General features: G+C 43.6%; 3 protein-coding genes. All 3 read left to right on the plus strand.

All coding sequences use genetic code 11. The features are described from left to right. Window positions 1–9: 9 nt before the first annotated feature. From C9J47_RS11655 to C9J47_RS11665, 3 genes are read left to right on the plus strand one after another with little or no spacing between them, the layout of a single operon-like run. Window positions 10–12,165, plus strand: a complete 12,156-nt coding sequence (locus C9J47_RS11655; RefSeq protein WP_107253686.1) for a hybrid non-ribosomal peptide synthetase/type I polyketide synthase — start codon at window positions 10–12, stop codon at window positions 12,163–12,165. Further along, window positions 12,158–13,240, plus strand: a complete 1,083-nt coding sequence (locus C9J47_RS11660; protein WP_107253687.1) for a Gfo/Idh/MocA family oxidoreductase — start codon at window positions 12,158–12,160, stop codon at window positions 13,238–13,240. The genes C9J47_RS11655 and C9J47_RS11660 overlap by 8 nt, the downstream gene beginning before the upstream one ends. A 13-nt stretch (window positions 13,241–13,253) precedes the next feature. After that, the gene (locus tag C9J47_RS11665; RefSeq protein ID WP_107253688.1) at window positions 13,254–14,090 is read left to right on the plus strand and encodes a thioesterase II family protein; all 837 of its coding nucleotides are present in this window, start codon (window positions 13,254–13,256) and stop codon (window positions 14,088–14,090) included. Window positions 14,091–14,100 lie beyond the last annotated feature (10 nt).

Raw genomic sequence — 14,100 nt, forward strand, 5'->3', positions numbered from 1 at the left:
GAGGAAATAATGGAAAAATTTGAAACTATGTATGGCAATAGCGACCCAGTTGCAGTCATTGGGTTAGCTTGTCGATTTCCTAAAGCACCAGATGCGGAAACCTTCTGGCACAATTTAGTCAATGGTATTACAGGTCAGTCACACTTTTCCGAGAGTGAACTAAAACAGGCAGGTATTTCGCCAGACATATACAAACGCGATAATTTTGTAGCAAGTGGTGCAGTAATCGAAAAGCCAGATTACTTTGATGCGGCTTTATTTGGCTATTCACCCAACGAAGCCCTGTCAATAGACCCACAACAAAGGCTGTTTTTACAGAATGTATGGCATGCCCTTGAACACGCTGGTTACCCACCAACAAAAGTGAATACAAAAACAGGAGTATTTGGTTCAATACGAACAAGTACTTACACATCGTTCAAGAATTTCGATGTCACGCAAGTTGGTCAAGTTAAAGGCTTACAAGCTTTGATTGGCAACGATAAAGATTATCTAGCTACCCGCGTGTCCCATAAACTCAACCTAACCGGCCCTGCATTCACAGTTCAAACAGCATGTTCCAGCTCTTTAGTTGCCATTCATCTCGCCAGTGAAAGCTTACGTTCTGGCGAATGTGATATGGCGATTGCTGGTGGGGTGGCAGTCTCTTTCCCACAAAAGTCGGGATACGAATATCAACCAGGGATGATATTTTCACCTGATGGTTTATGCCGTCCATTTGACATCAATGCCAACGGTACGTTTGGCGGCCATGGCGTAGGTAGCGTTGTCCTGAAAAGGCTCGACAACGCTTTACAGGATGGTGATAACATCCTCGCCGTTTTACGTGGTAGTGCCATCAACAATGACGGTCAAGATAAAGTAGGCTTTACAGCCCCATCAGTAAGTGGACAAGCGCAAGTACTTTCAGACGCAATCCACTTAGCTGATGTTACACCCGATGATGTAGAAATGATCGAAACGCACGGGACAGGCACAAAACTTGGCGATCCTATCGAAGTAACGGCAATAAAACAGGCATATCAACGCCCACATACCGCGAAACCATGTTACCTCGGCTCAGTAAAAAGTAGTCTGGGCCACTTAGATACGGCGGCAGGCATCGCTTCTCTTATTAAAACTGTCCTTTCAGTCTCAAGGGGGAAAATTCCTGCATCTCTGAATATTGAACAGCCAAACCAAGAATTACGACTAGAGGGCTCTGGCTTCGATCTTGCCGTAAAAACGCTTGACTGGTCGAGTAAAGTTCGAACTGCGGCAGTATCGTCTTTTGGTATTGGTGGCACTAACTGTCATATTCTCGTGCAATCTGCACCTGACATTGCTCAGCCAACGTCGACAAAAAATTCATCTACTCCTAGTTTACTGATATCCGCCAATAGTGAGTTTTCATTAAGAAAACTGGCAAAAGAATACGCCGCTCTTTTGAGAGAAAGCACCAACTTTAACGATATTGCGTTTTCTGCTTTAACAACAAGGGTTACTAACCTCCCATTTCGATTAGCCGTCAAATGTGAAGCGTCTTCTGCTGCATCGCTTGAACACTTATCAACATCAGGTGAAGCAGGAATAGCACTACACGTAGGCCGCCCACTAGCACAAACAAAAATGACTTGGTGCTTTACTGGTCAAGGTAGTCAATATGCAGGTATGGGGCGCGAACACTACTTAGCTTGCAGCACTTTTAGACAGAGTATTGATGCTAGCCAATCATACAGCCAAGACTTGACTGAATACCCACTATCCGAAGTAATGTTTGGAGACAAAACCGACTTACTAAAGCAAACTGATTACGCCCAACTCGCGATTGTTGCATTTGAAATAGCAATGATGGAGCACTGGAAAGCCAAAGGCTTTGCACCTGACATGGTGTTAGGCCATTCTGTCGGTGAGTTCGCGGCTTGTGTTGCTGGAGGCTATTTAACTCATCAGCAAGCAATCCAACTGGTGGCTGAGCGTGGCCGATTAATGCACAAGTGTGCTAGGCGTGACGTTGGTGCAATGTTGGCTGTATTTGCCAGCGAGCAAGACTACAAAAAAATCACAGCTTTATCTAAGCTAGATTTGGCGGCCTGTAATGGTCTTCACCACTGGGTATTCTCTGGCCACGCAGCTGCAATTGAAGCTGCTAAAGTTGAACTTGACTCAACAGAAATAAACTTCCGCATACTCGATGTACCATGCGCAGCACATTCCAAATTACTTGACGATATACTCTTACCATTTTCTGACTTCGCAACGACTCTTTCAGCAACAGCAGGAACCATCCCTCTTATTTCTTCACTGACCGGTCAATTAGTTACATCCGCTACAGAGCTAGACGGTCACTATTGGTCTCGGCATATCCGCCAGCCAGTTAAATTTAGACAAGCACTTGAAACCGCACTTTCTCAAGGTAGCCAAATTTTTGTTGAAATGGGTCCCGCGGGTCACCTTTCCTCCATTGGGAAACGCGAAAACTGGCAGAAAGAAACCAGCTGGTTATCAGTGCATGAACATGATAAATCAACATTAAATGTACTACGCGGACTTTACGTCGCAGGTTTAAACGCAGATTGGACGTCGCTATTTAGCATTTCAGGTCATAAATGTGATCTGCCCCTCTATGCTTTTGATGAACAAAAATACTGGTACGAAATCGACACACACACAAAGACAAATCCAAGCAAAGACAACACCAAAGATGCAATCTTAATACCGAAAACTCTTGAAGCCTGCTACGACCAATTACGCTGTAGTGCAATTCATCACTTTGTACAAACATGTTGCGTACATAAAAAGTTCACTCTTAAAGACGTGATTCGTGGCGGCCGCTTACTTCCCCGCTATCGTAGTCTAGTTTCCACTCTTTTGAATGTTCTAGTCGACTACGGCTATTACACTCAGAAACATGGAGGCTTTGAGCGAACAAAGAGCCCATTACCGACAATAGACCTAATAGCTGCAGAATTAAGAGAACGCCTAGAAAAAAGCAGTAATGAGACTCGACTCTCTCTTTCTCTAATCAGCAACCTAGCTCAATCACCATCAGCGTTGAAAGCTAGACTCAGTAGTTTTGAGCACACCTTTAAGAGTGGTACAGAACAATGCGCAGAAGCTGATACTTTACTTACACAAGCAAAAGAATATCGAACATCAGCGTTCGAAAAATCCACTCCTGCACTGACAAGTACTAGCGGCCTTATCTATCAAGACTGGTCACCAGCGAAAACAGAAGGAGATCTACAAGCGGCGGTTGCTCGAAATATTGCATTGTTGGTAAAAGAAGATATTTCTGAATGGCAAATTTCACTTTCAAGTACCTACTCAGTAAATGAGCTTGGTAACGTTGCTATCAGCTCATTCTCAGGTATGTGGGGTCAGGTTAAATACCAAATTCACGCAAAGTCGCCTCGCGGAAATTGGACGTGGCTTGCAGAAGTAAGTACAAAAGGGTTCGTATCATCCAGCAACACTGAATTACTTCCCTCTCCTCATAACTATTACCAATGGCAATGGCAGGCGATCGAACCAGGCAAACCATGTAGAACTTTATCTGCTGATATAATAGGCAAAGCTTTAAGTCGTTCTGGTGAAATCGTCCAAGTTAATTCTGATCAAAACTTGATTTCATTACCCGAAGGGAACTTGAGTGAAGTCACAGCTTCGATGGCTAATGCATTGAGCTCGGATTATGAAACACTGTACGTGTTGGCTTCAGACTCCGTACATGTTCAAGCCGAAGATGAGATTAAGCCCGAAAAATTGGCACTCGTATCGATGTTGCGTGTCGCTCGCAAAGAGTACCCCAATAGACACATCGTTATGCTGGACATGAAGAGTTCTGAACCAGAACTCATTGCTCAAGTGGTTAAGAATGCTCCCTTTGACAATAGTCCTGAAATTGCTTACCGAGGAAAATCCTATTTCCGACCATCGCTAAAACATGCCAATACATCGGGAAACCCAGTTCCTACCCAATGGTTCACTACAGAAGGTTGGCATTTGGTTACAGGTGGAATGGGTGGTATCGGACGCCTAATTATTGAATGGCTCGCTCACTCCGGAGCAAAACATATCGCTGTATTGGGGCGTACTATACACAATGACTGGGAAACGTTTGTTCAAAAAATAGGGGCTATGGGGTGCATAATTCAGACCCTCACGTGCGACCTTTCTAAGCAAGGAGAACTTGAAAACATTCTTTCAGAATGGAAACCTGGCTTGCCGATCATCGGAGCATTTCATGCAGCAGGCAGTCCAGCGCATGGTTTGTTGGCTAACTGGTCAAGAGAAGATTCCACTGCACTACTTCAAACTAAATCACTGGCTATAAGAACATTACATCAATGGCTTGAAACGCAAAATGCCCAATATCTTATTGGGTTCTCTTCATCCGCAGTACTCGGAGCTAAGGGGCAAGGTCTTTACGCTGTTTCCAATGCCTACCTGGACGGATTTGCTTTCGAACAGAGCGGCCGAAGCCGCTGCCATGTCATGAGTATTAGTTGGGGGGCATGGAATAAAGTCGGCATGACAAGCGATCAAGTTCTAGTTAATAAATTAGCTGAAGAAGGTATGCACACAATACACGCTCAAGAAGGCTTGTGGCACTTAAGTCAGTGCCTCTTAAACGGATTGCCACATTCCCTAGCGATGAACATTGAAAATTCGCATCCTAACTTTGAAGGCTTCTTTGGCTGTCGCCCCGCACGTACCGAGACCAATAATTTATCATCGTCATGTACCTCAGCAGAATCTACACCAGTTAAACTCTCAGAGCTTCCAGAATGGCTTAGAGGTCGTATCGACTACCAGTTAGGCATTTCTGGCTCTATTGATATCGATAAATCACAAGACCTATTGCAATTGGGTATGGATTCCCTGCAATTCCTTGAGTTAAGCGCTGCCATTCAGAAACAGTTCGATTTGAAAATCAATGCCGATGAAGCCTATCAAGATATGTCGATTGAAGGTCTATCCTCACTAATACAAGAGAAGCTGAAAAACAACAGTGGAACGTCACCAACGTTACCGTTCATCATTGAAAAAAACGACAAGTATGCGCCCTTCCCACTAACCCCGATCCAGCACGCATACTGGATTGGCAGAGAATCTTGGATTGAATACGGAGGTATTGCATGCCACGTAGTATTTGAGTGGGATAAGGATCTATCTAATTTTGACCCTCAACAATTTGAAAATGCGTGGAATGCGCTGATTAAACGCCATGATATGTTGCGAATGACAGTAACACCCGAAGGTGAACAGATTATTCAAGCTGAGGTACCATCATTCCAAATTCCTCAATTAGATTTACGCTCTCTGTCTGAAAATGAACAGAAAAACGAACTGATGAATATCCGCAATGCGATGAGCTACGATGTCCGCCCTGCTGATGTTTGGCCTCTGTTTGATCTGCGACTAAGCCGTATTTCAGACGAAAAAATTAGGTTACATATAAATCTAGACCTACTCCAGTTTGACGTTCAAAGCTTTAAAATCATGATGGACGATCTAAGCGTTGCATACCAAGGTTTAGCGCTATCAGAAATGCCAATCACATTCAGAGATTACGTCATTCACGAGCACAAGCTTAGACAAGAACCTGACTGGAAAGCCTCTTGGGATTATTGGCAACAAGCTATTCCTACGTTACCCAAAGCCCCAAATTTGCCATTAAATCCATTGCATGACCGCGATAACCCAACATTCATCACGCTTGAAGGTAGGTTAGATTCCGTACTCTGGAAAACTTTGAAATCTGAGTGGCAAAAATGGGGAGTCACACCTTCAGCAGGTTTACTTACATTGTTTGCTGAAGCCTTATCGCAATGCGCTCAATCGCCTGATTTCACTCTAAACATGACGTTCTTCAACCGACAACCATTCCATGAAGGCGTTCAGAACATCATTGGTGACTTCACATCAGTGCTACTAATGGATTTTATGCTGTCAAAGCCAGCGACCATAAAAAACCGCATGTTAGAGACGCAAAATAAATTATGGAAACGTTTAGGACATAGCCAAGTCAATGGCGTCGAAGTGATCCGCGAAATGGCAAGGCACTTAAAAGCGAACGGAAAAATGAGCGCACACGATGCTAGCTTACCTCTTACCCCTGTCGTTTTTACTAGCATGCTAGGCATGTCAATGGATGGCATGGATATTGAGAAAGCAATGACAAGTATGCTTGGGAAACCTGTGTTCGTGCTCAGCCAGACCCCGCAAGTTTGGCTCGATCATCAAATCATGGAGGTAGACGGTGACCTTGTCTTCAATTGGTATTGCATGGAAGGAGTATTAGAAGAAGGTCTACTTAATAAACTATTCAGCAACTACAATCAAAAGCTTTCCGATACTGCTAGCAACCCTATCTTAATGGAACATCTGCCAGAGTTGATGCAATCAGAATCAATACGACAGGCAGACAGCAAAAATAGTGTCATAACTCTTCCTCAAATATCCAGCGATTTAAAGGTTAGCCTTCCCGAAATCGACTATCACACAGAAGATGAAGTGAAAGCGGCATGGGAATCACTCGAATACCAGGCACTTTGTGGCCTATGGAACACACTTATCAAACACCAACTGTTTACTTGCCAAGGCAAAGCTTACAGCTTAGAAAACATTCGCCGCCAGCTCAAAGTAGCAGAAAAACATTTTAAGCTGATCGACCTATGGCTCGATCAACTATGCAGAGATGAAGTGCTGGTTAAAACTGAGTTTGGATTCGAATTTAGTGGTGTATTCCCTACCCCACCAAAATCTTCTCTGCCTGATGAGAATTGGTGCAAGTGTTTGTCACAGTACCTTGCTGAGAATATTCAATCTCACCCATCTCTACTTGATGGTAGTAAATCGGCGTTAGAAATTTTGTTCAAAGACAACGACGTGACAGATAGCCTTTATCGAACGAATCCGTCATTGAAGCTGCTTAACAACAGCGCCGCTAGAGTCGTCAAAGAACTGGCTGCCGGATCGCTTAACAGCTTGAATATACTCGAAGTTGGCGCGGGGACTGCATCTACAACTCTAGAAGTTCTGGCAAATGCCAATAACACTATCAACCATTACTGTTTTACAGATATTTCCCCGGTATTCTTACAAGAAGCGAAACTAAAACTGTCTGATTACCCTCAGGTTAGTTATGAGCTGTTCGATATTAACAAACCTGCAAATACAAATTTGAGCGTAAAGGAAGGTTACCACGTCATCCTTGCAGTTAACGTATTGCACGATGCAGAGAACCTACCAGAAACATTAAGCCGTCTACGAGGATTACTTGCACACGATGGTCACCTCATCTTAATTGAAGCAACCGACCAATTCAGCCCAATGCAATTGGCCACCGTTGGCTTTATAGAAGGAATAAATGCATTCAGTGATTTCAGAGAGCAACAAAAAAGCGCCATGCTCGGCTTACCGGCTTGGCTAACGCTGCTTGAAAAAAATGGTTTTGAACCACAACTGGCCTTTCCTGAAAGCGAGCGTTCCGTTCTAAGACAACACTTAATCGTAGCGAAAACGACCCACTCTAAGCACAATCGACCAGACATAAGCGAAGCCATCATTGCTCATGAGTCCACATCATTTGAGGCATTGACTGACTCTAAATTGAATTCTAACGCGTTAGATAAAATTCGACTTGCCTGGTCTTCGATGCTTAATTGCAAAGTAGATAATGCCAGTGATTTCTTCCTGAGCGGCGGAGACAGTTTAATGGCAACCAAAATGGTGGTAGAGCTGAATAAAAAAGGTTTCTCCAAAGCAAGCCTACCATTAATATTCGAAAAGTCGGTTCTAGAGGACTTTGTTACTGCCATCTCCGATGGGCCTGACATTGATATACACGGACGAACGTGTTCATTTCAAGAAAAACAAGTCGAACACATACGTAATGTATGGGCGACTCTACTCAATCAATCTGTATTGGATAGCACTGACTTCTTCCAAAGTGGAGGAGACAGCCTCATGGCCACTAAAATGGTGGTAGAGTTACAAAAATTCGGTATTCCAAACGCTAGCCTTCAACAAATATTTGAGCAGCCAGTATTCTCAGACTTCTGTGATGCTATTTATGATTCAGGCTCAAGTCGTCAGTCAGATTCACTATTTAATATGGCTGACGAAGATGAACACATTCAAAAAAATGAATACTATTTAACACCACTTCAAAACGCTTATTGGTTAGGTGAAAGCGAGATGTTTTCCCTTGGCAATGGAATTGCGCACTTCTATGCCGAATTAGAAATACAACACCTCGACCAAACGAGATTCACGCAAGCGTGGAACCAACTGATTGCAGCTCACAGTCAACTGCGCGGCACAATCAAAGATGGTAAGTACTGCATTGATGACGATGTCCCTTACTACCAACCTCAATATGTCGATTTGACAGCGATGGACGAACCGAACAAACAACATATTGTCGATGACGCTAGACGTCGAATCACAGCCAACGGTGTTCCTACTGATCAATGGCCACTTTTCGATATCAATATCATACAAACTGATAGTAAAACCAGTTTGGTTCACTTAGTCGTCGATCTCGTCGTTGCTGACGGCCGTAGCCTGAGTACTATTTTCAAACATCTCCAAGAGTTATATCAAGCCCCCCATACAAAGCTTGTGTTGCCCTCCCTTACTGCTGGGGAATACTTGAAAAAGCTTGATGGCCTGAAAAACTCTTCAGGTTATAACGTCGCTAAAGATTATTGGTTAAATAGGCTTTCTTCTTTACCAGAGGCTCCAACGCTACCGCTCAATGACGACAGAGGTGAGGCTCTCTCTCAAAGCGTTCTGACACACCGCATCAACAAAGAAGAATGGGCTCAGCTTCAACACGTATCTCTGGCCAATAACGTGTTACCTTCAATGACTATGTTGACCACATTCTGCATGGTTTTGAGGAAATGGAGTGAAGCTAAACACTTCTCTATCAACGTTCTCCACAGTAACCGCCAAAGAGTTCAATCTGGCTCTGATAGCGTAATTGGTAACCTTTCGACAACATCAATGCTCGAAGTCAATGCAACAGAGCAAAAGCCATTTATTGATTTTGTAAAACAAATTCAGCTACAAATGAGCGACGATCTTGCTCACGCCATTTTCGATGGTCAGCAAGTTCTAACGGAAAAGAATCGTTATAACCGAAACTTCAACACAGGAATGCCGGTTGTCTTTAACGACACGACCTCTGTTGGACAGGATCAGTCACTCAATATGGGTAAATTGAATGAATTTGGTGCTCAAACTCCTCATGTTTATTTAGATTGCATGCTGATTGCTTCACCTTGTGGAGGCATTGATATCAAGTGGACCATTCAAGAAACCCACTTAAAATCTGGCATATTTAACGCAATGTTCCATGCCTATGTAAAGTCCGTCACCACAATACCTTCCCTATCATGGGAAAACCCTCTGTCTTTACTAATCGCTGATTTACAGCTCAAGACTCGCGATCAGGCGAATGCCACCAGCACCCAATTATCGTTGCCCGACAGAAATGGGCGAAAGCGCCCTACGGATACTCTTTGTGATTTAATTCGTAATGGCGTCGAGCTTCACCCTGAGGGTCTGGCTATTCAACAAGGTGATATAGAGCTGACGTATACGCAAGTTTGGAATGCTTCAATTTCATTGGCATCGAAAATTTTGGCTAACCATAACGACAGTCCGTTAGTTGCTATTGTGATGGACAAAGGCTGGGAACAAGTTATTTCAGCTATTGCTATTATGCTGGCAGGTAAAGCTTACATGCCTATCGATGCCTCATACCCACAAAAACGAATCAAAGACTTACTCGAACAAGGTGATGTAAACACTATCATTGCTCAAAGTGATTTGGCCAATGAACTTGGCCAAAAATCTGGATATCAAATACTAATACCTTGTTTATCTAGCAAAATAAGCTCTCACTTTACTTTACCAAGCGTTGAACCTAGTGATTTGGCCTATGTCATTTTCACCTCTGGTTCTACGGGCAAGCCAAAGGGAGTAATGATGGAGCATAAAGCTGTAGTCAATACTCTACTCGATATCAATCAACGTATTAACTTGACCATCGATGACAAAGTTCTTGCTATATCTGCACTGAATTTTGATTTATCAGTCTTTGATATTTTCTCAACCCTGTCTCAGGGTGCAACCCTTGTAATCCCTGAAGTTTCCCCGGCACAAGCTCCTGAAGCCCTAATTTCACTCGCGAAAGACACCTGCATTACTGTTTGGAACAGCGTGCCTGCATTTGTGCAATTATTGGCAGATTACCTTGAACAAAAGCAATCTAACCTACCTGCTATCCGCCAAATAATGATGAGTGGCGACTGGATACCAGTAAGTCTTCCTGACCGCCTGACCAAACTCACCCCAAATGCACAAGTTCTTAGTCTTGGTGGTGCGACAGAAGCCGCGATTTGGTCTATCAGTCACTCGATCACACAAAGTTATTCGGATTGTATGAGTATCCCTTATGGCAAGCCATTAAGTAACCAGACCTTCCATATACTCGATGATGAATTAGAGCCATGCCCAGAGTGGGTTTCTGGTGAGATTTACATCGGTGGAAATGGTCTTGCTATAGGTTACTGGCAGGATCAAGAAAAGACAGATGCTGCTTTCTTTATACACCCCACAAGCGGCCTTCGCTTGTATAAAACTGGCGACTTAGGACGTTACTTGCCAGATGGCGATATCGAATTTCTTGGTCGTAACGATCATCAGGTGAAAGTGAATGGATACAGAGTAGAGCTGGGAGAAATTGAACATGTATTACGTCAATACAAGGATTCGATGAGCGATATTCATATTCAAGAAGCTATTGTTACGCCTTTCGAACACAGCAACGGTGGAATACAGCTCATTGGTTATATCTTGTATCGCGACCATAATGAAGAAAGTAGTGAGCGACTGCTCGATTACGTAAGGGAAAACCTGCCCCACTACATGTGCCCAGCTCAGATAGTAACGCTCGATACCTTACCGTTAACAGCCAACGGAAAAGTTGATCGCAAAGCCTTGCCATCGCCAGACTTTACTTTGCAAACCACTGATTTTCGCCTACCAACCTCTGATACGGAACTCATGTTAGCGACGAGTTGGAAAGAATGTTTAAATTTGACCACCGTGCCAGCCAATCAAAGTTTCTTTGAACTTGGTGGAAACTCGCTGGTGGCTGTCCGTCTTATCAATCAGATTAACACCAAGCTCAATACATCGCTAACAGCAGGTCAGTTTCAAGCAAATGATACCATCGCACGTTTAGCTGATTTCATTGACGCACAAGGCAATAATTCAGAGACATTACCAACGCTGCTTACACCAAGCAATAAGGCGACAAGCAACGCAAGCACATTGTTTATTATCCATCCAATCGGTGGACATCTACTAAGCTACCAGCGTCTCGCAGACCAGCTTGACAGCGTAACCCTTTATGGGCTGAGTTTTCCTGAACAACATTTATCGCAACAAAATGTGAGTGTTGAACAACTCGCGAGTGATTATTTGGCGATGATTCAAGAGGTGCAACCTCAAGGTCCTTACCAAATTGGAGGCTGGTCTTTTGGTGGTATTGTTGCCTTTGAACTTGCCAACCAAATGATAATACAAGGCCACGAAGTCACTCAGTGCATCATGATTGACAGCTACAAACCAAGCTTAAATGACACCGCTCAGTTGGATGAAGTCAGCATGCGAAAATACTTCTATGCTGATTGTGTTGGTCGGTTCCCAGATCTGAATGAAACCACCACTCCTAATTTTAGCGATGAAGAATCTTTTAGCGCTTCGGTCTGTGCCGCTTTTGCTAGCATGATTGAATCAACGGTTTTGGATACCACAAGCATTACCCGCCTATTCCACATATACCGCAGTAACCTGCTTGCTATGTTGAACTACCAACCGCCAGTGTTAAAACACTTACCCGTAGTACTCTTTACTGCTGAACAAAACAAGCACCTAGAGTTTATGAGCTATCAGCACCCAGACATAGCGACTCGCCCCTGTCACGGTTGGACAGACTGCTGCAGCCCTCATATTCATGATCTTCATGCAGATCATTACACCATACTGCAGGAGCCAAGTGTCACACTTTTGGCGAATATGATCTCTCAACTACTGACTAAGCCGCAAGGCACTGTTGTTTCTACAAATAATATCTCCTTGGAAGAGTTTGAAAATGAATAAACCTAAAAAAATCGTCATTGTTGGCGCTAAATTTGGCGAACTTTATCTTAATGCTTTTATTGAACCGCACCCTGACTTAGTACTCGCGGGGATTGTTTCGACAGGAAGTGAACGATCCAAGCAATTAGCCGAAGCATTTGGGGTTCCTCTTTTCACTAACATTTCAGAGCTTCCTCAAGACATAGACATTGCATGTGTTGTTATTAGAGCATCAGTCATTGGTGGCAATGGTAATTTGTTAGTGGAAGACCTATTACAGCGTCAAATTCACGTAATTCAGGAGCACCCGGTCTCTATCAATGAGCTAAACCGCCACATAATTCTCGCTCAAAAACATGGTGTTCAGTATCGGGTAAACAGCTTTTATGGCGCAACAACGGCAGGACGAACTCTGGTTTTAAGTACACAGTCTTTACGTAGTCAAACGCTGAAAAATGCCACCTATGGCAACCTGACGACAAGCCGCCAATTACTTTATTCATCACTTGATCTATTACTGCAATCGCTCGGAGAAAACGTTGACCTGACACCTACCTTATTGGGTCATCAGGCCCACTTTGACATAGTCAACCTCAATTCAGAACAAGGTGACTTCTTGTTACAGCTGCAAAACTATCTGGACCCACAAGATCCAGATATGCACAGCCTTGCAATGCACCGCATCATGCTAGGCTGGGGTAATGGCTATTTCTCGTTAACGGATAGTTATGGGCCGGTCACTTGGACCCCAGTGTTATATGCGAACCATCATCAAAGTAACGACCAAAGTCTCTACCAACTCTCAGAGTTGCCCGAAGGTAAATACCTAAACCAGCGGACTACTCAAACGCTTTACAAGAACGACAGTCTAGTAAAAGACACCTTCGAAGACCTTGGTCCTGACGGTGTTTTATACACCCTAGAACAAATCAGCCGAGCAATCGATGGCAAACAAATTGATCAAGCTATGACGTTCGAACACCAACTAAAAGTAGCCCACCTCTGGGAACAAATTTTGCTTTTGGTAGGGCAACCGAAAGAGCGCGCCATATCACCAGAAATTCAAGTAGATATACCACTCGCAGAACAGATTTAAAGAGAAATTAATTATGATAGATCAGGTGTTTAAAACGTTATATCAAAGTGGTAGTCACGCAGAGAATATATGGATTGTTTGTCCTTTTGCTGGTGGTAGTCAAAGCGCATTCAAAAGCTGGACAAAGCTTGACAGCGAAACTCTACCAGAAAACTCTTTGGTCATGCTGGCAACATACCCAGGCCGAGATCAACGCATGCGTGAGCGACCACTAAGTACCATTAGCGATCTCGCCGATGACATTTTCGACGCATTTGTTCGTTGGGAAAATCAAACCCAATTACCTCCCAATGCCAATATACGCTTGTGTGGGCATAGCATGGGAGCACAAGTTGCCTTTGAGGTTTGCACACAACTAGAAGAATACTACGGATCTGAAACCCCGGTTAAACAGATTATTTTAAGTGGTTGTCATGCACCCCACTTAGAAAGCCGCCGAAAACTCAGCCACCTTAGTGACAATGATTTTATTGATCAGCTAATAGAAATTGGTAGCGGAAGTCCAGTTCTCAAGCAGAATCCTGAACTGTTACCCATTTTCTTACCCATGCTAAGAGCCGATTTCATCGCAACGGAGACTTACGTAAAGAAGCTAGATAGTGCACCGGAACTGAATTTTACGCAGTGCTCTTTAGTTTTTGGAGAGTGCGATCCTGAGGCGTGGGAATCAGAGGTAAAAGAATGGGAAAGTTGGATATGCCCTTCAATAAAAGCGAGCACCCAATTCTTTGGTGTACCTGGTGATCACTTCTATTTAACAACAACACCCGCAGTATTTATTCAGACTGTAGTTCAACATTCATTAAACAACATATTCGTTAGTTCCAATACAAAAATACCGGCACTTTAAACGCCATTTT

It is taken from the genome of Photobacterium indicum (assembly GCF_003026215.1).
Lineage (GTDB): Bacteria > Pseudomonadota > Gammaproteobacteria > Enterobacterales > Vibrionaceae > Photobacterium > Photobacterium indicum.

Excerpts from the sequence above, each read along its gene's own strand:
- C9J47_RS11665 (WP_107253688.1), top strand. The coding sequence starts at position 13,254 with ATGATAGATCAGGTGTTTAAAACGTTATATCAAAGTGGTAGTCACGCA.
- C9J47_RS11655 (WP_107253686.1), top strand. The coding sequence starts at position 10 with ATGGAAAAATTTGAAACTATGTATGGCAATAGCGACCCAGTTGCAGTC.
- C9J47_RS11660 (WP_107253687.1), top strand. The coding sequence starts at position 12,158 with ATGAATAAACCTAAAAAAATCGTCATTGTTGGCGCTAAATTTGGCGAA.